The following is a 22792-nucleotide window of genomic DNA, read 5'->3' as shown; positions in this document are numbered from 1 at the left end:
GGTCCCTTTGCGCAGACCCTCGCCACCCCCCTCACCTCGCCGATGGGCGGTCCTCACCGCCGCGGCGTCGCTCGTCCTCGCGCTCGCCCCCGCCCCGCCCGCGTCAGCGGACCCGGCCACGTCAGCCGACCCGGCCGCGACCGGCTCGGGGCCGGCGGCGGACCTCGACGTGCTGTTCGTCGGCGCCCACCCCGACGACGAGGCGTTCAGCCTCTCGACGCTCGGCCAGTGGAACGAGGACCACCACGTGCGCACCGGCGTCGTCACCGTCACCCGGGGCGAGGGCGGCGGCAACGCCGTCGGCCCCGAGGAGGGCCCGGCGCTCGGCCTGATCCGCGAGGCCGAGGAGCGCACGGCCGTCGGCGGGGCCGGGGTCCGCGACGTGTTCAACCTCGACGACGTCGACTTCTACTACACGGTCAGCGCCCCGCTCACCGCCCAGATCTGGGGCGACGACACGCTGGAGAAGGTCGTCCGGATCGTCCGGCAGACCCGTCCCGAGGTCCTGCTGACCATGGACCCGGCCCCCTCCCCCGGCAACCACGGCAACCACCAGCAGGCCGCGCGCCTGGCCGTGCAGGCGTTCTACGCGGCGGCCGACCCCAAGGCGTACCCGGAGCAGATCACCCGCGAGGGGCTGCGGCCGTTCGCGCCCGCCAAGGTGCTCCTCGGCGGCGGGCGCGGCACGTCGCGCACCGGCCCCGACTGCGCCGCCACCTTCCGCCCCGCCAACCCGGCCCAGAACGTCTACGGCGTGTGGAGCGGACGCCCCTCAGCGAGCCACGGCGGCCGGACATGGGCCGCGATCGAGCGCGACTCCCAGCGCGCGTACGCCTCGCAGGGCTGGGCCGTCTTCCCCGACGTGCCCTCCGACCCGGCCCAGCTCGGCTGCGACTTCTTCACCCAGGCGGACGCGCGGGTGCCGTTCCCGGAGCCGGGCACGGCCGCCGCCGCGGCGCCCACCGCGATCCTCGACGGCGCGCTGGTGCGGGCGAGCGGCGCCGTGCCGCTCGGCACCCTGCTCGACCTGCGTCCCGGCACGTTCGACGTCCGCCCCGGCGCGGCGTTCACCGTCAAGGTCACCGCGACGGCGCCGCCGCGCGAGCCGCTGGGCCGCTCCACCGTGGCACTGCGCGTGCCCGACGGCTGGAAGGCCGACGGCACCGGCGACCTGGGCCGGCTCACGCCGGGACGCACCGGCACGGCGACGTTCACCGTGACCCCGCCGAAGGGCGCGGCCCCCGGTGACCGGGCGCGGCTCGCCGCGACGCTCACGACCGAGCGGGGCGCCGGCCACACCGACCGGCAGGTCGAGGTGAGCCCGGCCGTGCGCGGCGTCCAGCAGCTCCTGCCGCAGGTCGGCCAGTACGAGAAGTGGGCCGCCGAGGTCGGCGTGCCGCAGCTTCGCGGCCTGGTCACCCCGGTTCTCACGCTCCCGTCCGGCGGCTCGCGCCAGGTCGGCGTCGTCGTCACCAACGTCAGCGACGCGGCGCAGTCCGGCACCGTGCGCCTGGACCTGCCGGCGGGCTTCACCGCCGACCGGGCGGAGGCGCCCTACAGCGGGCTGGCCGCCGGGGCGTCGGCGACGGTCACGTTCACCGTCACCAACACGGACGCCTCGCTGAAGACGTCCAACGACGGTGGCGACTACGCCTACACGATCACCACGACCGGCTCCGACGGCTCCAGCGTGACCAAGCCGGCCCTGGAGCTCGTCCCCGCGACGGCCATCCCGCGGGCCGCCTCGGCGCCCGCCGTGGACGGCGCGGAGGGCGACGGCGAGTACACCGGCAAGGCCCTGGACATCTCCCGCCTGTGGGAGGGGACCGCGTGCTCGTCGGCGGCCGACTGCTCCGGCACGGCCAAGGTCACCTGGCACGACGACACCCTCTACCTGCTCGTGCAGGTCAAGGACGACGTGCTCGGCACCCGGTTGGCCGCCTCCGACTGCAAGCGGCACTGGCGCACCGACGCGGTCGAGGTGACGATCGACCCGCGCGGCACCTCCGAGAACACCTCCACGACGTTCAAGGCGGCGGTGCTGCCGGTGACGGCCGAGGGGCCGCCGTGCGCGCTGCGCGACGCCGACAACCACCAGGGGCCGGCCACGGGCGTGCGGATCGCGTCCAAGGTGTCGTCCGGCGCGTACGCCGTGGAGCTGGCCATCCCGATGGAGCAGCTGCCGGGCGCGGTGGACCCGGCCCACCTCGGGCTGAACATCCTCGTGTACGACTCCGACACCCAGGACAAGACCGGCCAGACGCGCATCGGCTGGTCGACGTGGGGCGGCGTCCAGGGCGACCCGTACCGGTGGGGCGTCGCGACACTGCCCGGCTACCAGCCGCCGGCGGGCCGGCCCACCACGCCGCCCGACCCGGTGATCCCGGCCACCGGCCTGTCGAGCCTGGACTCGCCGCAGTCGCTGGAGCAGGCGGTCCGGCTCGGGCTGCCGCTCGCGGGCGGCCCGGCGGCGAAGGCGTCCGAGAGCGGCCGGGTGAGCGCCGCCACCCCTGGCGCCACCGGGGGCCAGGGCTCGGTGAGGGTGACGCTGCGGGCAGGTGGCGCCGGTGAGGCGCACCTGTTCGTCCGCGACGCCCAGGGCACGGCGGGCAGCCGGGTCGTCAAGGTCGGCGGGAAGGGCGTCACGACCGTGAGCGTGCCGCTGACGCGGGCGCTCGGCGCCGATCCGGCCGTCGTGGCCGGCTGGCTGGCCCCGGGCGGCGGCACCGCGGCCTCGCGGGTGGCCGTGCGCTGACAACCTCGCGGCAACGAGGGAATCGCGGAAGGATGTCTTCCGCGATTCCCTCTAGTGTTGCCGGCATGGATCCCCTGCTCAGCCGCCGGGCCCTCAACCGGGCCACCCTCGCGCGGCAACTGCTGCTGCGCCGTACCGGCCTGCCGGTGGTGGACGTCGTCGAGCACCTCGGCGGCCTCCAGGCGCAGACCCCCCACACCTGGTACACCGGCCTGTGGAATCGGATCGAGGACTTCGACCCCGCCTCGGCCTCCGGCCTGCTGGAGTCCCGCGCGCTGGTCCGCATGGCGTTGCAGCGCTCGACGATCCACCTGGTGAGCGCGCGCGACTGCCTGGCGATGCGGCCGCTGGTGCAGGTGGTCACGGAGCGGATGACCCGCACGACGTTCGGCCGGCGCCTGGCGGGCGTGGACCTGGACGAGCTGGCCGAGACCGGCCGAACGCTGCTGGCGGAGCGGCCCATGACGTTCGCCGAGCTGGGGCGGGCCCTCGCCGAGCGGTGGCCGGGCAGCGACCCGCACGCGCTCGGGCAGGGAGTGCGGTGGCTGGTGCCGCTGGCGCAGGTGCCGCCACGCGGGCTGTGGGGCAGGAGCGGCCCGGTCGCGCACACCCCGGCCGACACGTGGCTGGACGGCCTCGACGTGCCACCCATGACCGCGGCCAAGCTGGTCACGCGCTACCTGGCGGCCTTCGGGCCGGCGACGGTGAAGGACGCGCAGACCTGGTCGGGCCTGACCCGGCTGGCGGAGGCGGTGGAGGGGATGGACCTCGTGCGGTTCCGCGGCGAGGACGGCCGCACGTACTACGACCTGCCGGACGCGCCCCGGCCGGACGAGGACGTCCCGGCGCCCGCCCGGCTGATGTACGACTTCGACAACCTGTTCCTGTCCCACGCCGACCGCTCCCGCGTGATCACGGAGACGGGGCTCCGCGCGCTCGGCGGGTTCATGGGGACGAACGTGATGCCGCGCCTCGTCCTGGTGGACGGCTTCACGGCCGGGGACTGGACCGTCACCCGTGCCAGGGGCGTCTCCACGCTCACCCTCCACCGGTGGGAGCCGAGCGCCTCCTTCGACGAGGCCGAGGCGGAGGCGCGGCGGCTGCTGGAGTTCCTGGCCCCCGGCGACGAGCACCGGACAGCGGTGGCCGACGGCCCCTCCAAGTCCTGACATGCCGTGCGATGCACAAAGAAGGGCCGCGAACAGTGGATCTACGCCCCCCACGGGCCGTATGTTGGCGAGCGTGCACGAGCGGAACCACCTCCGATGACCTCCCCCGCGACCGATCTGGTGACCTTCGGCGAGACCATGGCGCTGTTCGCCGCCCGCCGTACCGGCCCGCTCCGCTTCGCCCGTGACTTCGATCTCGGGGTGGGCGGCGCGGAGTCCAACGTCGCGATCGGCGTCTCCCGGCTGGGCCATCGCGCGACCTGGGTGGGCCGGGTCGGCGCCGACGAGTTCGGCGACCTGATCCGGTCCACGCTGCTGGGCGAGGGCGTGGACGCCCGCGCCATCACCGACCCGGGCGCGCCCACCGGACTGATGATCAAGGGCAGGCGCACCGCCGAGCTCGTGGACGTGCGCTACTACCGCTCCGCGAGCGCCGGCTCCCGCCTGTCGCCCGGCGACCTCGACCCGGACCTCGTCGGCGGCGCCCGTGTCCTGCACGTGTCCGCGATCACGCCCGCGCTGTCCGGCTCCGCCCGTGAGGCCGTCCGGCACGCGATGGCGCTGGCGCGCTCGGCGGGCGCGCTCGTGTCGCTCGACGTCAACTACCGGGCGGCGCTCTGGTCGCCCGCCGAGGCCGGGGCGTGGCTGCGGGAGACGGTCGCGGACGTGGACGTGCTGTTCGCCACCGGGCCCGAGGGCCGGCTGATCGCCGACGTCGAGGAGCCGGTCGAGCTGGCCCGCGCCCTCGCCGCCCTCGGCCCCCGGCACGTGCTGGTCAAGGCGGGCGCGGAGGGCGCCCTGGAGCTGTCCGACGGCGTGGTGCGGCACGCCGAGCCGTACCGGGTGACGGAGGTGGACCCGGTCGGCGCGGGTGACGCGTTCGCGGCGGGCTGGCTGGCCGGCTGGCTGTCGGGCCACGACCCCGAGGAGCGGCTGCGCACGGCCTGCGCGGCGGGCGCGTTCGCGGTCACCTCGCAGGGCGACTGGGAGAGCCTGCCCCGCCCCTCCGACCTGCACCTCCTCCAGCGCGGCACGGACGACGGCGTCAGCAGGTAGCCGCCCCGCGCTCCTTCGCGGGCTCCGGCACGGCGGCCTCCGTCAGCGCCGGCGTGTCCTCCAGCGGCGCCTGCTCCAGCCTCGGCTGGCTGTCTCCTTCGATCTCGCCCGGCCCGGCCCGCTCTTCGCGAGGCTGCTCGGCCACCTGTCCGGTGGCCTGCGTGGCGCGGTCGAAGAAGCGCAGCAGCTCCACCGGCAGCGGCATGATCAGGGTGGAGTTCTTCTCGGCGGCCACCTCCACCACGGTCTGCAGCAGGCGCAGCTGCAGCGCGCCGGGCGTCTTCGACATGATCTCGGAGGCGTCGGCGAGCTTCTGGGAGGCCCGCAGCTCCCCGTCCGCCACGATCACCCGGGAGCGCCGCTCGCGCTCGGCCTCCGCCTGACGCGACATGGAGCGCTTCATGGTCTCCGGAAGCTGGACATCCTTGATCTCGACCCGGTCGATGTGGATGCCCCACCCCAGCGCCGGGCTGTCGATCATCAGGGCGAGGCCCCTGTTCAGCTCCTCGCGGTTGGTGAGCAGGTCGTCCAGTTCGCTCTTGCCGATGATCGAGCGCAGCGACGTCTGCGCCACCTGCTCCACCGCGTACAGGTAGTTCTGGACCTCGATGGTGGCCCGCAGCGGGTCCTGGACCCTGAAGTAGGCGACCGCGTCGACGCGGACGGAGACGTTGTCGCGGGTGATGCCCTCCTGCGTGGGGACGGGCATCGTGACGATCTGGACGTTGACCTTCTTCATCCGTTCCGCGAACGGGATGAGCATTCTCAGCCCGGGCTCCCGGACCTCCTTCTGTGCCCGGCCGAAGCGGAAGACGATGCCCCGTTCGATCTGGTTGACGACCCGCACGCTGCTGAGTGCCACCACGATGACGAAGAAGGCGATCACGATGAGAATGATGTTGATGTCCATGACGGCATCCCTTCCATGTCGAGCCTAGGCCCGGAAGAACCGTCATGGGAGGGTGCGGCCGACGTCGCCGGAAGTCAGCCCACCGGCGTCACGTCGACGCCGCCGCACACCGGGCCGCCCGGGAGCCGGACGGTCACGCCGGGCCCTCCGCCCGGGGGCGTCGCGCGCAGCCGGGCCGGGCTGACGCATCCCGGCTCCACGACCGTCCAGTGCAGGACGGAGCTCACGCTCGCGCCCGGCTCCAGGGTCGCCACCTCGCCGGGCCCCTCCAGGTTCCGCACGCTCACCGGCAGGAGGCCGCCGTCCGCGTCGAGCAGGGCGATGCCCGGATGGCCGGACAGGACGCAGGCGGCGCCGGACACGTTGGTGAAAGTCAGGGGGGCGTAGCGGTTGCCGGCCCCGGGGTCCACCCGGCCGAGCCGCACCCGGAGGCCGCCGGCGGAGCAGACGTCCGCGCCGGCCGGGCGCCCGGTGGTGGATGACGCGGTGGTGGACGACACGGGGGCGGACGACACGGGGGCGGACGATGCCGCGGCGGAGGACGCGGGGCGTGCCTGGGTGCAGGCGGTGCCCGCCGTCAGCAGCAGCCCGCCGATAATCCCGGCAATCCCCAGCTTTCTCATCAACACCACTTATGCCCATCCAGAGCCCACCCAACTCCGCCAATCAGCCACGTAAGTGCAGCTAACGGGCATCGTCCCGCGCCCGCGCACAGGCGGCTGCTCAAGCTCGTCGGGCAGCCCCCGAGCCACGGGTGAACCAGACCGCGGCCACCCCGCACAGCACGGCCGCCAGCAGGAGCGAGACTGCGGAGCCGGTCACCGTTCCCAGGCCGGCGAAGGCGCCCATGAGGGCGACCCCGAGCGTGGCGCCCGTCTGGCGCACGGCGTTGAGCAGCCCTCCGGCGGCCCCGGCCGTGCCCTCGGGCGCCGCGGCGATGACGGCGGCCGCCAGGGCGGGCAGCACGAGCGACACCCCCGTGCCGGTGAGCAGCAGCCCCACGGCCAGCCACCCGTACCCCGCCTCGGCCGCGACCGCCCAGGCCAGCCCGCCGCCGCCCGCGGCGAGCAGCGCCAGCCCCACCAGGATCGGCGGGCGCGGGCCGACACGGGCGACGATCCGGCCGGTCAGCGGCGGGTTGACCGCGAACGGCAGGGTGAGCGGCAGGAAGGCCAGGCCGCTGGCCACCGCGCTGAGGTGACGGCCCTGCTGCAGCAGCAGCGGCAGGACGAAGAGGCTGCCGTTCAGGGTGAAGCTCACCGCCGCCCCGGCGGCCAGCCCGGCCCGTACGCCGCCGCTGCTCAGGAGCGGCCGGTTGAGGACGGGGGCGTCGCTGCGCCGTTCCAGGACCACGAACGCGCGGGCGGCCAGCGCCGTGGCGATGGCGGAGACGGCCGCGTGCGCCCAGGACCGCGAGCCCGCGGCGATGAGCGCGTCGGTCAGCAGCGCGAGCACCGCGCAGGCGGCGAGCTGGGCGGGCCAGTCGATCCGCCGCTCGCCGCGCGGGCACGCCAGGCCCCGCCCCGCGGTCAGCGCGAGCACCAGCAGGCCGATCGGCACGTTCACCAGGAAGATCGCCCGCCACCCGGCCAGGTCCACCAGCGCACCGCCCGCGACGGGGCCGGCGGCCACGGCCGCGCCGCTGATCGCCGCCCACGCCGCCACGGCGCGGGTCCGCTCGGCCGGCGCGGGGTAGAGCCGCGCGATGACGGCCATCGAGGCGGGCACGCAGGCGGCTCCCGCCGCCCCCAGCACCGCCCGCAGCCCGACCAGCACGCCCAGCCCCGGGGCGAACGCCGACAGCAGCGAGCCCAGCGCGAACACGGCCACACCGGCGCGCAACACCCGTTCGGCCCCGTAACGGTCGGCGACCGCCCCGGCCGACAGCAGCAGCGCGCCGAAGACCACGGTGTAGCCGGTGGTCGCCCACTGCAGACCGGCGATGGAGGTGCGCAGCGAGACGGCCAGGTCCGGCTCGGCGACCGAGAGCACGGTCATGTCGAGGAGCACCATGAAGTAGCCGAGCGACACACCGAGCAGCGCCGCCGCGCGCCCGCGACCCGGCGGGGCCGCGACGATGGAGGGAGAAGTCATGCGCCCCACTGTCCGGCCCGGCCCCGCCTCCCCTCCACCGGCAGGACCGCAGCCCGCGTTCGGAATCTCCGAACGCCCCTCGCTACACCGGAGGCAGCGGGAAGCGGTGGATCTCGGCGCGGTGACCCGCCGAACCGGCGAACTTGGCGTCATCGGTGAGCAGCGGCACCCCCAGCAGCTCGGCGAGCGCCACATACATGCCGTCTACTCCGGAATGCCGGGGCCGGTCCGGGCGGTTGGGACGAGCGTGGAGTTGCGTCAGTTGCGGACCTTCGAGGCCGTCGTACGGCACCGGACGGTGACCGACGCCGCCAACGCCCTCGGCATGGCCCCGTCCAGCGTCTCCGAGCAGATCCGCGTCCTGGAGAGGTCCCTCGGCGTGACGCTGTTCGACCGGACGCCGAAGGGGATGCTCTTGACCGGCGCCGGGCGGCGGCTGCAGGGCTGGGCGCGGCGCCTGCTCGACCAGGCCGAGCAGGCGCGCCGGGAGGTGGCGCGGCAGCCGGAGGACGTCCGGCTCGGCGCGCTGGAGACGATCGTCGCCGCGTGCGTGCCTCGGGTGCTGGGCAGACTGGCCGAGCGCCGTCCGGGGCTGCGGGTCGAGGTGCGGCCCAGCGTGAGCCGCGACGACCTGCTCGCCGACGTGACGTCCGGGCGGCTGGAGGCGGCGCTGGTCCTCGACACGGGCGACGCGCTGGGCGATCTCGGGTTCGCCCCGCCGCCCGCGCCGCTGACCTTCCTCGACGTCGACTCCGTCCCCCTCGTCCTGGTCGCCGCTCCCGGCCATCCGCTGCTCGCACGGTCCCAGCTGTCCCCGGACGACCTGTCCGGCGAGCGGCTGCTGGTGAACGCGCCGGGGTGCTCGTTCCTCATGGCCGCCGACCGGCTCATCGGCCCCGGGCCGGAACGGGTCCCGGTGGGCGGGGTGCAGGTGATGCGCGCCTGGGCCGAGCAGGGCCTGGGCGTCGCGCTGCTGCCGGACTTCGCGGTGTCCGCCGCGCTCGCAGCCGGGACGCTCGCCCGGCTGCCGTTCCCGGCGCCGGATCTGGAGCTCCGGCTCGTCTGGCACGCCGACCGCGAGCACCTCCCCGGGCTCCGCGACGTCCTCTACGCGGCCGGCGCCCCGGGCTGACGCCTGTCCGCGGGTTCCCGGACGGCGCTCTCAGCGGCCGAACCCGCCGCGCGCGACCACCTCGATGGTCACCACGGTCGCCACCGCCTCGGCGGCCAGCAGCGCCACCAGCACCACGAGCTGCACGATCCCGGCCTGTACGGGGCTCGCCCCGCCCAGCAGCATGCCCACGAACGCGCCCGGAAGCGTGACCAGCCCCACGGTCCGCGTCTGGTCCAGGGCGGGCACCAGCGCCTGGGCGGCCGCCGGACGGCAGATCTCCAGCGCCGCCTCCCTCGGGCCGAACCCGAGCGACAGGGCCGCCTCCACCTCTCCCCTGCGCTGGACCAGCTCGTCCATGGCCCGCCGCCCGGCCAGCGTGGTGGCGGTCAGGCAGCCGCCGAGCAGGATCCCGGCGACCGGGATGATCACGATCCCGGCCGTGGTGATCACCCGGCCCGCGGCCAGGACGCCCAGCACCGGTACGGTGCCCGCCGCGATGGGCACCGCCGCCCACCACCCGGCCCGGCCGGGGGTGATGCGCCGGCCCGCGGTGAAGGCGGCGACCCCGTACATGAGCAGGATGAAGCCCGCCACCGCGGCGGAGAGGGTGACCACCCAGGCGATCACCACGGACACCGCGCCGAGCTGCGCGGCCGCGCGCAGGCAGGCGGTGACCACGGCGCGTCCGTGACCGAGCCGGCCGAGCCACGCCACCAGCGTCGCCAGCACGACCAGGACGACCAGCGCGACCGGCAGGAGCGGGGTGACGGTGATCAGCGATGAGGAGCGCACGACAAGCAGTCTGACGTCGCCGGCCGCTCCCGCCGGGAGGCGGGGCCCTTCCGGACCGGCCTTTCCCGGGCTACCATCGGGTCCATGACTGCCGGGTCGGCCATGCGCCGCGCACAGAACGGGCACCCGGCCGGCGTTTGATCACCGCGCGGGCCAGAGGCCCGCCCCCGCCACGAGCAGTGCGGACAGCCACTCGTGACGGAATGGAGGTGACATGTATGAGCTGGCAAGATTTTCTCGCCCGTCACCAGGTCGGTGACGTCGTCGAGGGCGTGGTGACCAGTCAGGTGCCGTTCGGTTCGTTCGTCGAGTACGACGGCTTCACCGGTCTCGCGCCCCAGCAGTCCTGGCCCGTCGGCAGCCGCGTCTCGGTCAGGATCCTCGCGATCGACTCCGAGAGGCAGCGGTTCAGCCTGGCCGGAGTGTGAGTGAGCGCTGATCCGGGGGAAGGGCACTCCCCCGGATCAGCCGCCTGAGGTCAGTCCGTCGGCGAGGGCGCCTCGGTGCCGAAGCCGTCGAGCGAGCGGCGCTCCTCAAGACTCAGCGTCTCCTGGAACACCGTGATGTGCAGCCCGGCGGGGGCGTCGAGCCGCGCGTTCAGGGACTGCCAGGGGGTGAGGGTGGGCGGCGCGACCTGCTCGGCGCCGGCCTCCACCAGCCGGTCCGTGGTGGCCTGGGCGTCGTCGACCTCGAACGCGATCCGGATCCTGGGCGCCACCTGGCGGCCGACCTCGACCTCGTCGATGAACTCCTTCTGGGCCGTGTTCGCGATCTCCAGGGTGGCGCGGCCGGCGTCGAGGATCGCGACCCGGGCGTCCCCGTCGTTGGAGAACGCCGCCTGCTCGGGCAGCCCCAGCACGTCCCGGTAGAACGCGAGCGCCGCCTCGTAGTCCTCGGCCTCGACGACGAGGCGGAGCTGGCGGACGGGGGACGGCTTGTCCTCGGCTGTGGTCATGGGAGGCTCCTGCTCTTCACGTGCTCGATGCTTCGTCGAGGAACAACCGCCGCGACGCCTGAGCCGTTCCCGTCATGCGTCCTGCGGCGTGGCGGAGACCGCGGCCGCGGGAGCCTTACGCCGTACGGCGAAGGGTGAGATCGCGGCGCCGACGACGGCGACGGCCGCGCTCAGCCAGAACAGGGTGGTGAAGGCGGAGTCGGGCACGCCCACGGCGCGTCCCGAGGTGCTGGAGACGATCACCGCGGCGGCGAGCTGGCTGCCGATGACGCTGCCGACGGTGCGGCAGATGTTGTTGATGCCGTTGGCGGTGCCGGTCCGGGTCAACGGCACGATGTCGGCGATCAGCTTGGGCAGCGCGCCCATGACAAGCCCCGATCCGGACCCGACGATCCCGTAGAACACCAGATGCTCCCATCGAGCGGTGTGCGCCATGGCGATCAGTACGGCACCCGTGGTGAACAGCAGGAATCCGCCCGCCAGCCGGCGTCGTCGCGGTCCGGCGGGCCTGGCGGTCCGTGTCAGGAGGGTCGCCGGACGGGCGGCGGGTCTACCTGGCCGAGGCGGCCCCGGGCGTCCCGGCCTGGGACCTGACCGTGGACGCCCAACGGGAGCTGGTCCAGATGGGGATGGACTCGCCACAGGTGGAGGTGTACTGGAGCGGCGACGATCTGCCGCCCTACCACCGGACGGCCCGCACGGGCGCAGCGCTCCTGTGGCGACGGCCGGAGGCCACGCCGTAGCCGGCGGTCGTGTGGTCAGCGCACCTTCTCGCCCGCCGCGAGCGTGGCGACCATTCTGCGCAGGCGGGCCGCCCGCGTCTGCGGCGTCCTCGCGGTCATGAGCCGCAGGATGACCGTGTACCGGTCCGTCTTGCCGAGGGTGTCGAAGAAGGCCCTGGCCCGCTCGTCGCCCTCCAGCGCCACGGTCAGATCTTCGGGGACGGTGACGTTCCTCGGCGACTCGTACGCCGCGTCCCACCGCCCGTCCGCCTGGGCCGCCAGCACCGCCGCCAGGCCCGCCGGCCGCATGCGGCCCTCGGCGAGGAGCTGCTCCACCTTGGCGACGTTCACCTTCGACCACACGCTCCTGGGCCGGCGCGGCGAGAACCGCTGCAGGTAGGACGCCTCGTCGCACGATCGGGTGTGGCTGTCGATCCAGCCGTAGCAGAGGGCGACGTCGAGGGCCTCGCCACGGGTCACGGACACCGTGCCCGACCCCTTCTTCGCGATCCTCAGCCAGACGTCGGCCGCCGATCCGTGCTGTTCGGCCAGCCACGCCTCCCACTCGTCGGCGCTGCCGAACGCCATGACACTCGTGTCCGTGCCGGTGGCGGCGACGGGTCCTCGGGGCATCTAAATGTTCCCTTCCTCGGCTCGGGTGACGCCGGCGTCCTGCCGCGCACAGGGAACGCTACGAGGCATTGAGGAAGGTCACGTTCCTCAAGGGAAGGGGAGAACGTCGTACCTTCTTGACGACCGCTCTCCCGGGAACCTGATCGATCGCGTCATCGAGCGACGTCGGCGAACGCCGCGGCGTGGTCGCGGACGAAGTCGGCGATGTCGCGCGGGGGGCGGCCGAGCAGGCCGGCGACCGTGCCGGTGGTGAAGTCGCCCCAGCCGGAGGCGTACGCCTGCGCGTACTCCTCCAGCATGTCGACGATCCAGGCCGGGACGCCGTGGCCGAGCAGCGTCTTGCGCTTGGCGTCGTCGCTGACCGGCAGGTACGTGACGGACCTGCCGAGGGCGTGACTCAGCCGGCCGGCGACCTCGTCGAACGTCAGCGAGCGCGGGCCGGTCAGGGTGTACGTCTCCCCGTGATGACGGTCCGGGTCGTCGAGGAGCACGCGGGCGGCGCACTCGGCGATGTCGCGTACGTCGATCATGCCGATCCGCGCCGAGGCCATGTTCAGCGCGAACGTGCCGGTGGCGGCGATGTCGCCCGCCTCGTTCAGCAGGTTCTGCATGAACCAGTGCGGACGCAGGACCGTCCAGCGCATGCCGCATCGTTCGGTCTCCTGGTCGGACAGCGCGTGCAGTCTGCCGCTGCGGTTCGGCGCGTCGTGCGCCGCGCCGACGACGGACAGGCGCACGACGCGCTCCACACCCGCCTGGCGTGCGGCCCACATGACGTTCATGTTGTTCTCCGGAGCGCGCGGACCGTTCGGGGTGAGCAGCCACACGTCGTGGACGCCCTCGAAGGCGGGCGGCAGCGACCGGGCGTCGTCGAGGTCGCCGACGAACACCTCGGCGCCCTGCCGGCGCGGGCCGTCCGCTCTGGACTCTTCGCGGACGAGAGCGCGAAGGTCCACATCGGCCCCTTCCAGCGCGGTCAGCAAGGCGGTGGACACGGTTCCGGTGGCTCCGGTGATCAGTACGGTGCGCGACATGCTCATTCTCCTGTGGTGGTGGGGATACGGACTGAGGTCTTCGAGGGCTTGCCTGCCGCCCGGTCGGCGGTGACGCGCTCCAGGCACCAGAGCACGACGGTTCCGGCCGACAAGAGGGCGCCCAGGACGCACACGCCGGTCCAGCCGCCGGTCAACCAGACGACGGAAGCCAGCGCGGAGCCCACCGCGCCGCCGACGAACAGGGACGTCATGAAGGCGGAGTTGATCCGGTTGCGGGCCTCGGGCCGGAGCGCGTAGAGGACGTTCTGGCTGCTGTTGAGCACCGCCTGATGCGCCAGGTCCAGCACGATCACGCCGGCGAGCAGCCAGATCAGCGAGCGCCCGCCCGCCGAGATCGCCGCCCAGGACGCCACCAGCAGGACCGTGCCGGCGCCGGTCACGATCTGTACGAGCCCGCGGTCGGCCAGCCGCCCCGCCACCGTGGCGGTCAGCGCGCCCACGGCGCCGACCAGCCCGAAGAGGCCGACGGCCGACTCCGACCAGCCGTACGGCGAGCCCACCAGCAGAAAGGTCAGCGCCGTCCACAGCACGCTGAACGAGGCGAGGCTCAACGCGGCGATACCCGCCCGCCAGCGCAGCAACGGCTCGTACCGGAACATCGCCACCGTCGAGCGCAGCAGCCCCAGGTAGGAGCGGCGTCCGCCGTCTCCCCCGAGCCGGGGCAGGAAGGTGCGCAGCAGCGCGGCCATCAGCGCCATCAGCGCCGCGTTCACCCAGTAGACCGTCCGCCACCCGCCCAGCTCCGACAATGCTCCGGACGCGGTGCGCGCCAGCAACAGGCCGAGCATCAGCCCGGTCATCACCGTGCCCACCACCCGGCCACGCTCGGCCGGGTCCGCGAGCGTCGCCGCGAACGGCACCACCACCTGCGCTCCGACCGAGGTCAGCGCGGTCAGGGCCGTGCTGACGAGGAGCACCGTGCCGTTGGGGGCGGTGGCCGAGACCAGCAGGAACACCGCGGTCACCGCGTAGAGCGACACCGCCAGCCGTCGCCGCTCCATCAGGTCGCCGAGCGGCACCAGCAGGATCAGCCCGAGCGCGTACCCGCCCTGCGCGGCCGTCACCAACAGCGCCGCCCGCGACGGCCCGATCGCCAGCTCCCGGCCGATCAGGTCAAGCAGCGGCTGCGCGAAATAGTTCCCCGCGACCGCCAGCCCCGTCGCCACGGACATGAGCAGGAGCAGTCCGCGTGACAGGCCGCCGCCGTCCTCGTGAGGTCTTATCGCTGTCATGCCCCCAGCCTGGGTGACAGGGGATCAATGAGTCCAACACATGCTTGTCATCGAAGCGATCGCGCATCACGATTGATCCATGGAGCTCCAGCAAATGCGCTATGTCGTCGCTGTCGCGGAGACGAGCAACTTCACCCGCGCCGCCGAGCAGTGCCTGGTCGTCCAGTCCGCGCTGAGTCACCAGATCGCCCGCCTGGAACGCGAGCTCGGCGCCAAGCTGTTCGAGCGCACCAGCCGTCGCGTCCAGTTGACCCCCGCGGGCGAGGCGTTCCTCCCCGCCGCCCGCCAGGCCCTCGACGCCGCCGAACGAGCCCGCGCCGAGGTGGCGGCCGCCGCCGGCGAGATCCGCGGCCGGCTCGCCGTCGGCGCCATTCCCACCGTCGCGGCGGTCGACCTCCCGACCGCGCTGCAGCACTTCCACCTGCGGCACCGGCAGGTGCGGATCAGCCTCCGCTCGGGCGCGAGCGAGGAGCTGACCGAACGGGTGCGGCAGGGCACCCTGGACGCCGCGTTCCTGGGACTGCCGGTGGGCGTACGACCCGAGGGTGTCCGCGGTCGCGAGCTGGGGCGCGGCGACCTCGTCGCCGTGGTGGCGCCCGGCCACCCGCTGGCCGACAGGGAACGCGTGGACCTGCGCGAGTTGTCGGACGAGCCGTTCGTCGACTTCCCCCCGGGCACCGCCGCGCGGGCCCAGTCGGACGAGGCGTTCGTCGCAGCCGGGGTCCGGCGCGAGGTCGCGTTCGAGGTGACGTCCGTGGACTTCATCGCGCGCCTGATCCGGCAGGGCCTGGGCATCGGGATGCTGCCCGCCGCCTTCGTGTCCCAACTCCCCGACCTGCCCGTCCTCCGGCTTCGCGACGCCCCCGCCCGCATGGAGCACCTCATCTGGAGCCGTTTCCCTCCCTCCCCCGCGGCGGCGGCGTTCCTGTCCGGGCTCGGCGTCCCTGCAGCGGAGTCCTCAGGATCGCCGGACTCCTGAGGCGACGATGCCGGGCGGTGGATCACCGCACAGGCGGACCCGTGCTCACCCCGCAGGCGGACGACGGTCGCCGTCATGACGGCGACCATGGATTTCGCTCACCGCAGGCTCTCGTCGAAGGACATGGACATGCTCATGAAGTCTCTGCCGGCCGCGCTGGCGGCGACGGCTGTCGCCGCCCTCACCCTGGTCCCCGCCGGCCCCGCCGCGGCTGCCACGATCGAGATCCGTCCCGGACAGGTCTCGACCCTGAGACAGTCGAACAGCAAGTTCAGCTGCCCGACGAACGAAGTGCTGATCGGCCGCGAGCACCGCGGCGACGAGAACGGCGACACCACGTTCCGCTGCGGCCGCATCTACATCGACAACGTCCAGGTCACGGTGCTCAAGGCGGACATCTGGGGCACCAAGACGGACGAGAACAGCCACGACTACCACACTCCGGCGAACCAGGCCATCACCGGGATCCGGCACGACGGGGACGAGAACGGCGACACCATCTACTACAGCGGCGCGCTGTTCCTGGGCGGCCAGGCGGTGCAGATCACCCCCAGGCAGCTGGAGGGCTGGGTCAGGGAGAACAACCACGCCTCGATGGGCGGCGCCAACCAGGTGATGACCGGCCGCAGGCACAGCGGGGACGAGAACGGCTGGACCCAGTACGAGTACGGCTGGATCTCGTACATCGGCTGATCACGGGAGCGATGGCGATCCTGGCAAGACGGCAGCCCGGCTGACGGTGGGGGAGCTCGGCTCCCCCACCGTCACAGCCCGGACCCCGTCGTTGTCCCGACGTGGGCGGCCAGGCGTTACAGCAGGCCCGCCGTGGCCAGGTGTTTCCCGATGCGGCCGATCTCGTCGTCGTTCAGGGGGATCTGGGGCGGGGCCGTGACCGGGCAGGCGATGATGCCGCGCAGGTACAGCGCCGCCTTGAAGGCCCCGAGTCCCGACGAGCTGCCCCCCATGCGGGCGCCGCCCACCCGGACGATGTCGAAGAGCCGCACCAGGCGCTCCTGCTCCTGGCGGGCCGCCTCCCACTCGCCCCGGCCCGCGCAGGCGGTCAGCCGGACGTAGCCGTGCGGGTCGACGTTGCCGAGCCCGGGCACGACGCCGTCGGCGCCCATCCACAGGGCCGAGTCGACCGTCACCTCCGACCCCGTGAGCACGCTGAACCCCGGTGTGCGGCCCAGGATGACCTCCCGCAGGCCGCCGTCGTCGCCGCTGGAGTCCTTGACCCCGGCCAGCACCCCTTCGGCGGCCAGCTCCAGCAGCAGGGCGGCCGGGAGCTTGGTGTGGACCGACACCGGCAGGTCGTAGGCGTACAGCGGCAGCCCGGTCCGGTCGGCGATGAGCCGGAAGTGGGCGCGGATCTCCTCCGGGTGCGTACGGGTGTAGAAGGGCGCCGTGGCGACCAGGCCCGACACGCCCGCCTCGACGGCCACCCGCGCGTGGTCGAGGACGCGGGGCGTCGTCATGTCGATCACTCCGGCGAGCACCGGGACCTGCCCGGCCACGTGGCCCACCACCGTGTCCAGCACCACGCGCCGGTGGGCGTCCGGGAGGTAGGCCACCTCGGAGGACGAGCCGAGCACGAACAGCGCGTCCACGCCGCCCTCGATCAGGTGGTCGACGAGCCGGGTGAGCGACCGGACGTCCACCTCGTGCTCGGGGGTCATCGGGGTGCACACCGGGGGGATCACCCCCGTCGCGGGCGCGGGTCCGGCGGGGTCAGGCATGGTCACGAGCGCTCCTGGATCAGGTCGAGGTCGGTCGCTCCCGCCGCCACCGGGTGGTGGCAGTGGAAGTGGTGGTCGTCGCCGTCGGCGGTCGCGGCGGGCCAGGCCGCCGCGCACGTGTCGTCCGCGCGCCAGCAGCGGGTACGGAACGGGCAGCCGCTCGGCGGCCGGGTGGCCGAGGGCACGGCGCCGGTCAGCGGGATGGGGGTGATGGGCGAGATCAGGCCGGGCGTCGCAGAGAACAGCGCCCGGGTGTACGGGTGCCGGGCCCGCAGGGGTACGGCCCGCGCCGGCGCCTGCTCCACGATCCGCCCCAGGTACATGCTGACCACCCGGTCGCTCATCCGCCTGACCGTCTGGATGTCGTGCGAGACGAACACCATGGCCAGGCCGAGCCGTTCCTTGAGGTCGAGCAGCAGGTTGAGGATCTGCGCCCGTACGGACACGTCGAGGGCGCTGGTCGGCTCGTCGGCGACGAGCAGGGCGGGCTCCAGCGCGAGGGCGCGGGCGACGGCGACGCGCTGGCGCTGGCCGCCGGAGAGCTGGCCGGGCAGGGCGTCGGCGACGGAGGCGGGCAGCCCGACGAGGCCGAGCAGCTCGCGGACCCGGGCGTCGCGCTCGGCGGGCGTGCCGCGCCGGTGCACGTCGAGCGGGTCACGCAGGACCTGCCGGACGGGGAGCCGCCGGTTGAGCGCCGTGGACGGGTCCTGGAACACCATGCCCACGCCGGTGCCGACGAGGGCGCGGCGCTCGGCGTCGTTCATGGCCCACAGGTCGCGGCCGTTCAGGGACACGGTGCCGGACGTGGGCCGTTGCAGCCCGACGAGGACCCTGGCCAGGGTGGACTTGCCGCAGCCGGACTCCCCGACCACGCCGACGGTCTCACCGGGGGCGACGGTCAGGCTCGCGTCGGTCAGGGCGTGGACGCGGTCGCGGGAGAACAGCCCGCCGGTGCGCGCCTTGTGGACGACGTGGACGTCCTTGAGCTCAAGCAAGGTGCTCACTCCCCGCGGTCTCCAGGCCGGCCGGCTGCGTGGTCGCCGGATGGTGGCAGGCGTACGCGTGCCGGTGCGCGTCGCCCTCCAGCGGTGGCGCGTCGGTCCAGCACACGGCGGTCGCCATCGGGCACCGGTCGGCGAACCGGCATCCGGCGGGGAACCCCGAGGGCGGCGGCACGACGCCGCGGATCTGGGTGAGCCGCTCGGCCCCCGACTCAAGGGACAGCACGGAGCCGAGCAGCCCGCGGGCGTAGTGGTGGGCGGGCGCGCCGACGAGCGCCGCCGTGGCGCCGGTCTCGACGATCTGCCCGCCGTACATGACGACGACCCGGTCGGTGACGTCGGCGACGAGCGCGAGGTCGTGGGAGACGAGGATCAGCGCGAACCCCAGCTCCTCGCGCAGCCGCAGCAGCAGCTCGATCACCTGGGCCTGTACGGTCACGTCGAGCGCGGTGGTGGGCTCGTCGGCGACGATCAGCCTGGGCTCGCGTGACAGCGCCATCGCGATGAGCACCCGCTGCCGCTGCCCGCCGGACAGCTCGTGCGGGTACGCCGACAGGGTACGGCCGGCGTCGAGGCCGACCAGCTCCAGCAGCTCGGCGGGCGAGCGGCGGCCGCCGCGGCGGGTGACCTGCTTGAGCTGGGCCTTGATGGTCATGGCGGGGTTCAGGGACGACAGCGCGTCCTGGTAGATCATCGCCATGTCGTGGCCGAGCAGCCGGCGGCGGGCCTTGCGCGGCAGACCGAGCAGCTCCCGCTGGTCGAAGCGGACGTGGCCGCTGACGCGGGCCTCACGGGGTTGCAGGCCCATGATGGTCAGCGCGGTCAGCGACTTGCCGCATCCCGACTCGCCGACCAGGCCCAGCACCTCGCCGGGCCGTACGTCGAAGGCGACCCCGTCCACGATGTCAACGCCCCCGGTGAAGCCGATGCGCAGCCGCTCCACCGACAGGATCGGCGGCCCCGACGGCAGGGGCCGGGCCCGCTCGGCTAGTCGGCGGGCGGCCTCGGCCAGGCCGGGCAGCTCGACGAGCTCCCCGGAGCCGGGCTCGGCGCGCTCCACCGGGTCGTCCTTGACGGGCACGGCCTTCTTGGCCGCGGGCGCGGCCCAGGCGTCGGAGACGCCCTCGGACAGGATGTTCAGGGCCAGCACGGTGAGCAGGATGAACAGGCCGGGGAAGACCGTCGCCCACCAGCCGCCGAGCAGCACGAGGTTCTTGCCGTCGGCGATGACGCTGCCCCAGGACGGGTTCGGGGGGCGGACGCCGGCGCCGATGAACGACAGCGACGCCTCCAGCACGATGGCGTCGGCCACCATCACCGTGCAGAACACGAGCACCGGCGCCGCGCAGTTGACGGCCACGTGCCGGAGCAGGATGTGCGGGGTGCGGGCACCGATGACACGCTCGGCCGCCACGTAGTCCTCGCCATACTGGGCCAGGACGTTGGCCCGCACGACCCGGGCCACGGACGGCATGTAGAGGAACGCGATGGCCATGACCAGCACCGGGATGCTGCCGCCGAAGACGGCCACCAGCACCGCGGCCAGCGCGATGCCGGGGAAGGCCATGATGACGTCGAGCACCCGCATGAGCGTCTCGTCCACGCCCCTGCGGGAGGTGGCCGCGACCGCGCCGACGACCGCCCCGGCCACCAGGGCGAGGCCGGTCGCGCCGAGGCCGATGAGCAGGGACCAGCGGGCGCCGTACAGGAGCCTGGACAGGATGTCGCGGTTGGCGCTGTCGAGCCCCATCCAGTGCCCGGCGGACGGGCCGCCGCCGGCGGCCTCCTGCACGTACGGCGAGTGGGGCGCGATCCACGGCGCGAGCAGGGCGGCGAGCACGACGAGCGCGATGACGGCGAGGGCGGCCCACGACAGCGGGCGCAGCCGGCGGAAGCCGATGCCGGGCCGGGACAGGCGCTCCCCCAGGGCACGTCTCATGCGGCGCTCCTCAGGCGGGGGTTGACGAGCAGGTAGAGGATGTCGACTGCGAGGTTGACGACCATGAAGCCGACGGCGATGGTCAGCACCACGCCCTGCACCACGGCCGGGTCGCCGTCGCGCACCGCGTTGATCATGAGCTGGCCCATGCCGGGCAGGCCGTAGATCTGCTCGATGACGACGGTGCCGCCGATGAGGTAGCCGATGCGCAGGCCGAGCACGGTCAGCGGGTTGATGAGGGCGTTGCGCAGCACGTTGCGGCCGACCACGACGACGGGCGGCAGGCCGCTGCCGATGGCGGTGCGGACGTAGTCGCGGTCCAGCTCCTCGACCATGGACGTGCGGATGACGCGGGTGAGCTGGGCGGCGGCCGGCAGCGACAGCGACAGGGCGGGCAGCGTCATGGAGCGCAGCCAGCCGGAGAAGGAGTCGGCCGGGTTGATGTAGCCGCCCGTCGGGAACAGGCCCTCGCCGACGGCCAGCCACTGGATCAACAGCAGCGCCAGCCAGAACGCGGGCGCCGCGACCCCGACCAGCGAGACGATGCGGATCACCTGGTCAGGCCAGCGGTCGCGGAACAGCGCGGCGGTGACGCCGAGGAAGAGCGCCAGCCCGACGGCCACGGCCAGGCCGAGGAACGTGAGCTGGAGCGTCAGCGGCAGCGCCGTCGTCACCGACTCGATGACCGGCTTGCGGGTGAGCACGCTGGTGCCCATGTCCCCGCGCACCAGGTCGGCGACGAAGCGCAGGTAGCGCAGCGGCAGCGGGTCGAGCAGACCGTTCTCCAGCTGGAACTGGTGGATCTGCTCGGGGGTCGGGTTCGCGCCCTGGAAGTACGCGTACTCCGGCTTGCTGTTGGAGAAGCGCATCACGATGAACACGAACGCGACGACCCCGAGCACCAGCGGCACCAGGATGAGGACGCGCCGGACGAGCAGGCGGGCGATGAGGACCATGGCGGCTCAGACGCGCTTGGTCTGGAGCACGTTGATGCCCGGGTACGGCTGCGCGCGCACGCCGGACAGCTTCTTCGGGTCCCAGGCGGTCATCAGCTCGGTGTGCACGACCGGGTAGACGACGGCCTGCTCGGCGATCAGGTCGAGGTACTTGTGCAGCAGCTCGGCCTTCTTCGTCCTGTCGGGCTGCTTGGTGGCCTCGTCCATCATGGCGAACAGCGTCTTGGCGTCCTTGCTGCCCTCGAAGTGGCTGTACTTCATCCACAGGCCACCGGAGACGTAGTTGTAGCGCATGATCAGGTCGGCGTCCATGCCGAACTGGTTGGGGTTCGAGGCGGCGGCGACCACCTGGTAGTCCTGGAACTGGTCCATCTTGGCGAACAGCGCGGCCGTGTCCTGCGGCTCCAGCGTGGTCTTGACGCCGATGGCCTCCCAGGAGGCGGCGATGGTGGGCAGGCAGTCCACGAGCCAGCTCACGTTCACCGACATGAGGTTGACCGTCAGGTTGCTCACCCCGGCCTCCTTGAGCAGCGCCTTGGCCTTGTCGGGGTCGTAGTCGTAGACGACCGCGGCGCGCTTGTGGTCGGGGTGGCCCTCGTTGAGGAACGAGCTGGAGGCGGTGCCGTGGCCCTTGAGCGCCACGTCGATGAGCTTCTTCTTGTCGATCGCGTAGTGCAGGGCCTGGCGGACGCGGACGTCGTCGAACGGCTTCGCGCCGGTGTTGAACATGAGGAACAGGTGGTTCATGCCCGCGCCGCCCTCGACCGTGAGTCCCTGCTGCTTGAGCTGGTCCACGTTGGCGTACGGGATGTTGTCGGCGATCTGCGCCTCGGCGGACGAGCCGGAGATCTTGGCGACCCGGGCGGAGGCGTCCACGATGCTCAGCCAGTTCATCTTCTTGGCCGCGGCCGGGCGGGGCCCGTTGTAGCCGTCGAACGCCTCGAAGGTGGTGTTGGATTTGGGGTTGTGCGCGGTCAGTTTGTACGGCCCCGAGCCGACGGCCTTGCCGCCCTTGGCGGCGTCCCAGGCGCCCGGCTGCCCGAAGACGTGCTTGGGCATGATCTTGGCGATCGTGAGCCGGGGCGCGGCGTCGGGGAAGGGGAACTTGAAGACCAGCTCCACGGTCCGGTCGTCGACCTTCTTGACCTCCTGGAGCCAGGAACGGAAGAAGTTGCCGACGAGGACGTTGGCCTCCGGGTCGAGGACCCGCTGGTAGGTGAAGACGACGTCGTCGGCGGTGACGGGCTGCCCGTCGTGCCACTTGGCGCCCTCGCGCAGGGTGAACGTCCAGGTCGTCGCGTTCAGGTCCGACGGCAGCGCGGTCGCCAGCGCCGGGTACGGCTCGCGGGTGATCGGGTCGGTGTCGAGCAGGCCCTCGTAGATGTGCGTGATGCCGGCCATGGCGAAGGCCGAGGCCGTCTGGGTGGGGTCCCAGCTCTGGTCGTTGCCGTACCCGATGACGGCGGTGATGAGGTCCTTGTTCGAGCCGGCCCCGACCGAGCCCGTGGAGGCGGGGCCTCCCGAGCAGGCGGTGAGGGTGGCCGCGATGAACGCCGCCGCCCCCGTTGCCCCGCTGTAACGCAGGAAGTCGCGGCGGCTGAGGTCAGAGCTCACGGATGCCTCCTGAAAGGGGTAGAACGTGGGACATCCCATGTCCTATGTTGTGCGTAACGTGGACGCTAGAGGCGGGGAGC

The 22792-nt window shown here is 73.2% G+C and carries 22 protein-coding genes; 8 read left to right on the top strand and 14 right to left on the bottom strand.

What is annotated here, in order from left to right:
• The first annotated feature begins 7 nt into the window (after window positions 1-7).
• The 3 genes from MTP10_RS30090 to MTP10_RS30080 all read left to right on the top strand — a co-directional run bounded on the left by MTP10_RS30090 (window position 8) and on the right by MTP10_RS30080 (window position 4980).
• Complete coding sequence (locus MTP10_RS30090; RefSeq protein WP_310713339.1) at window positions 8-2755, top strand: sugar-binding protein; 2748 nt, start codon at window positions 8-10, stop codon at window positions 2753-2755.
• Between the two features lie 65 nt (window positions 2756-2820).
• On the top strand, window positions 2821-3924 hold the full coding sequence (locus MTP10_RS30085; protein WP_310713336.1) for a winged helix DNA-binding domain-containing protein: 1104 nt from the start codon (window positions 2821-2823) through the stop codon (window positions 3922-3924).
• A 96-nt stretch (window positions 3925-4020) separates the two neighbouring features.
• Window positions 4021-4980: a sugar kinase gene (locus MTP10_RS30080; protein ID WP_310713334.1), complete on the top strand. Its 960-nt coding sequence runs from the start codon at window positions 4021-4023 to the stop codon at window positions 4978-4980.
• On the opposite strand, the gene MTP10_RS30075 is transcribed toward MTP10_RS30080, so the two are convergent.
• The 3 genes from MTP10_RS30075 to MTP10_RS30065 all read right to left on the bottom strand — a co-directional run bounded on the left by MTP10_RS30075 (window position 4970) and on the right by MTP10_RS30065 (window position 7984).
• Window positions 4970-5890 (bottom strand): slipin family protein, encoded by a 921-nt coding sequence (locus MTP10_RS30075; protein ID WP_310713332.1) that lies wholly within the window; start codon window positions 5888-5890, stop codon window positions 4970-4972. The genes MTP10_RS30080 and MTP10_RS30075 overlap by 11 nt on opposite strands.
• A 74-nt stretch (window positions 5891-5964) precedes the next feature.
• Window positions 5965-6513 (bottom strand): DUF4232 domain-containing protein, encoded by a 549-nt coding sequence (locus MTP10_RS30070; protein ID WP_310713331.1) that lies wholly within the window; start codon window positions 6511-6513, stop codon window positions 5965-5967.
• Window positions 6514-6613: 100 nt separating this feature from the next.
• Window positions 6614-7984, bottom strand: coding sequence for an MFS transporter (locus tag MTP10_RS30065; protein ID WP_310713329.1), 1371 nt, complete (start codon window positions 7982-7984; stop codon window positions 6614-6616).
• A gap of 262 nt (window positions 7985-8246) precedes the next feature.
• Here MTP10_RS30065 and MTP10_RS30060 point away from each other — a divergent pair, with 262 nt between their 5' ends.
• Window positions 8247-9116, top strand: coding sequence for a LysR family transcriptional regulator (locus MTP10_RS30060; protein WP_310713328.1), 870 nt, complete (start codon window positions 8247-8249; stop codon window positions 9114-9116).
• 30 nt (window positions 9117-9146) lie between these two features.
• On the opposite strand, the gene MTP10_RS30055 is transcribed toward MTP10_RS30060, so the two are convergent.
• Complete coding sequence (locus MTP10_RS30055) at window positions 9147-9890, bottom strand: ABC transporter permease (RefSeq protein ID WP_310713327.1); 744 nt, start codon at window positions 9888-9890, stop codon at window positions 9147-9149.
• A 218-nt stretch (window positions 9891-10108) separates the two neighbouring features.
• Here MTP10_RS30055 and MTP10_RS30050 point away from each other — a divergent pair, with 218 nt between their 5' ends.
• Window positions 10109-10318, top strand: a complete 210-nt coding sequence (locus MTP10_RS30050) for a S1 RNA-binding domain-containing protein (RefSeq protein ID WP_310713325.1) — start codon at window positions 10109-10111, stop codon at window positions 10316-10318.
• A gap of 50 nt (window positions 10319-10368) precedes the next feature.
• Here MTP10_RS30050 and MTP10_RS30045 read toward each other — a convergent pair whose 3' ends face one another.
• Together MTP10_RS30045 and MTP10_RS30040 are read right to left on the bottom strand one after the other, a co-directional pair.
• Entirely contained in the window at window positions 10369-10845 is a 477-nt protein-coding gene (locus MTP10_RS30045) for a VOC family protein (protein ID WP_310713324.1), read from the bottom strand.
• A 72-nt stretch (window positions 10846-10917) separates the two neighbouring features.
• On the bottom strand, window positions 10918-11370 hold the full coding sequence (locus MTP10_RS30040; RefSeq protein WP_310713435.1) for an MFS transporter: 453 nt from the start codon (window positions 11368-11370) through the stop codon (window positions 10918-10920).
• On the opposite strand from MTP10_RS30040, the gene MTP10_RS30035 reads away from it, so the two are divergent.
• Window positions 11364-11588, top strand: coding sequence for a hypothetical protein (locus MTP10_RS30035; RefSeq protein ID WP_310713445.1), 225 nt, complete (start codon window positions 11364-11366; stop codon window positions 11586-11588). The genes MTP10_RS30040 and MTP10_RS30035 overlap by 7 nt on opposite strands.
• A gap of 15 nt (window positions 11589-11603) precedes the next feature.
• On the opposite strand, the gene MTP10_RS30030 is transcribed toward MTP10_RS30035, so the two are convergent.
• From MTP10_RS30030 to MTP10_RS30020, 3 genes are all read right to left on the bottom strand, one after another.
• Window positions 11604-12200, bottom strand: coding sequence for a YdeI/OmpD-associated family protein (locus MTP10_RS30030; RefSeq protein ID WP_310713322.1), 597 nt, complete (start codon window positions 12198-12200; stop codon window positions 11604-11606).
• A 152-nt stretch (window positions 12201-12352) separates the two neighbouring features.
• Window positions 12353-13234: an NAD(P)H-binding protein gene (locus MTP10_RS30025; protein ID WP_310713320.1), complete on the bottom strand. Its 882-nt coding sequence runs from the start codon at window positions 13232-13234 to the stop codon at window positions 12353-12355.
• Between the two features lie 2 nt (window positions 13235-13236).
• Window positions 13237-14487 carry an MFS transporter gene (locus tag MTP10_RS30020; RefSeq protein ID WP_310713318.1) on the bottom strand — a complete coding sequence of 417 codons (1251 nt, stop codon included), beginning with the start codon at window positions 14485-14487 and terminating at the stop codon, window positions 13237-13239.
• Between the two features lie 79 nt (window positions 14488-14566).
• Between MTP10_RS30020 and MTP10_RS30015 the strand changes: the two genes are divergently transcribed.
• Both MTP10_RS30015 and MTP10_RS30010 read left to right on the top strand, forming a co-directional pair.
• Window positions 14567-15466: a LysR family transcriptional regulator gene (locus MTP10_RS30015; RefSeq protein WP_310713316.1), complete on the top strand. Its 900-nt coding sequence runs from the start codon at window positions 14567-14569 to the stop codon at window positions 15464-15466.
• Window positions 15467-15595: 129 nt separating this feature from the next.
• Window positions 15596-16159, top strand: a complete 564-nt coding sequence (locus tag MTP10_RS30010) for a hypothetical protein (RefSeq protein WP_310713314.1) — start codon at window positions 15596-15598, stop codon at window positions 16157-16159.
• A gap of 116 nt (window positions 16160-16275) precedes the next feature.
• On the opposite strand, the gene MTP10_RS30005 is transcribed toward MTP10_RS30010, so the two are convergent.
• The 5 genes from MTP10_RS30005 to MTP10_RS29985 are packed head-to-tail and all read right to left on the bottom strand — an operon-like array spanning window position 16276 to window position 22712.
• Complete coding sequence (locus MTP10_RS30005; RefSeq protein WP_310713432.1) at window positions 16276-17202, bottom strand: dihydrodipicolinate synthase family protein; 927 nt, start codon at window positions 17200-17202, stop codon at window positions 16276-16278.
• 2 nt (window positions 17203-17204) lie between these two features.
• Window positions 17205-18206 carry an ABC transporter ATP-binding protein gene (locus MTP10_RS30000; protein ID WP_310713312.1) on the bottom strand — a complete coding sequence of 334 codons (1002 nt, stop codon included), beginning with the start codon at window positions 18204-18206 and terminating at the stop codon, window positions 17205-17207.
• Window positions 18190-20142: a dipeptide/oligopeptide/nickel ABC transporter permease/ATP-binding protein gene (locus tag MTP10_RS29995; RefSeq protein WP_310713311.1), complete on the bottom strand. Its 1953-nt coding sequence runs from the start codon at window positions 20140-20142 to the stop codon at window positions 18190-18192. Before MTP10_RS29995 ends, MTP10_RS30000 begins: the two co-directional genes overlap by 17 nt.
• Entirely contained in the window at window positions 20139-21098 is a 960-nt protein-coding gene (locus tag MTP10_RS29990) for an ABC transporter permease (RefSeq protein ID WP_310713309.1), read from the bottom strand. Before MTP10_RS29990 ends, MTP10_RS29995 begins: the two co-directional genes overlap by 4 nt.
• Before the next feature lie 6 nt (window positions 21099-21104).
• Window positions 21105-22712 (bottom strand): ABC transporter substrate-binding protein, encoded by a 1608-nt coding sequence (locus MTP10_RS29985; protein WP_310713307.1) that lies wholly within the window; start codon window positions 22710-22712, stop codon window positions 21105-21107.
• Between the last annotated feature and the right edge of the window lie 80 nt (window positions 22713-22792).

The sequence above is a fragment of the Nonomuraea sp. 3-1Str genome (assembly GCF_031570565.1).
Lineage (GTDB): Bacteria > Actinomycetota > Actinomycetes > Streptosporangiales > Streptosporangiaceae > Nonomuraea.
Note: the sequence above shows the minus strand (reverse complement) of the source record. Positions and strands in the feature narration are given on the sequence as shown.

Excerpts from the sequence above, each read along its gene's own strand:
- MTP10_RS30085 (WP_310713336.1), top strand. The coding sequence starts at position 2,821 with ATGGATCCCCTGCTCAGCCGCCGGGCCCTCAACCGGGCCACCCTCGCG.
- MTP10_RS30080 (WP_310713334.1), top strand. The coding sequence starts at position 4,021 with ATGACCTCCCCCGCGACCGATCTGGTGACCTTCGGCGAGACCATGGCG.
- MTP10_RS30075 (WP_310713332.1), bottom strand. The coding sequence starts at position 5,890 with ATGGACATCAACATCATTCTCATCGTGATCGCCTTCTTCGTCATCGTG.
- MTP10_RS30070 (WP_310713331.1), bottom strand. The coding sequence starts at position 6,513 with ATGAGAAAGCTGGGGATTGCCGGGATTATCGGCGGGCTGCTGCTGACG.
- MTP10_RS30065 (WP_310713329.1), bottom strand. The coding sequence starts at position 7,984 with ATGACTTCTCCCTCCATCGTCGCGGCCCCGCCGGGTCGCGGGCGCGCG.
- MTP10_RS30050 (WP_310713325.1), top strand. The coding sequence starts at position 10,109 with ATGAGCTGGCAAGATTTTCTCGCCCGTCACCAGGTCGGTGACGTCGTC.
- MTP10_RS30045 (WP_310713324.1), bottom strand. The coding sequence starts at position 10,845 with ATGACCACAGCCGAGGACAAGCCGTCCCCCGTCCGCCAGCTCCGCCTC.
- MTP10_RS30030 (WP_310713322.1), bottom strand. The coding sequence starts at position 12,200 with ATGCCCCGAGGACCCGTCGCCGCCACCGGCACGGACACGAGTGTCATG.
- MTP10_RS30025 (WP_310713320.1), bottom strand. The coding sequence starts at position 13,234 with ATGTCGCGCACCGTACTGATCACCGGAGCCACCGGAACCGTGTCCACC.
- MTP10_RS30020 (WP_310713318.1), bottom strand. The coding sequence starts at position 14,487 with ATGACAGCGATAAGACCTCACGAGGACGGCGGCGGCCTGTCACGCGGA.
- MTP10_RS30015 (WP_310713316.1), top strand. The coding sequence starts at position 14,567 with ATGGAGCTCCAGCAAATGCGCTATGTCGTCGCTGTCGCGGAGACGAGC.
- MTP10_RS30010 (WP_310713314.1), top strand. The coding sequence starts at position 15,596 with ATGCTCATGAAGTCTCTGCCGGCCGCGCTGGCGGCGACGGCTGTCGCC.
- MTP10_RS30005 (WP_310713432.1), bottom strand. The coding sequence starts at position 17,202 with ATGCCTGACCCCGCCGGACCCGCGCCCGCGACGGGGGTGATCCCCCCG.
- MTP10_RS29995 (WP_310713311.1), bottom strand. The coding sequence starts at position 20,142 with ATGAGACGTGCCCTGGGGGAGCGCCTGTCCCGGCCCGGCATCGGCTTC.
- MTP10_RS29990 (WP_310713309.1), bottom strand. The coding sequence starts at position 21,098 with ATGGTCCTCATCGCCCGCCTGCTCGTCCGGCGCGTCCTCATCCTGGTG.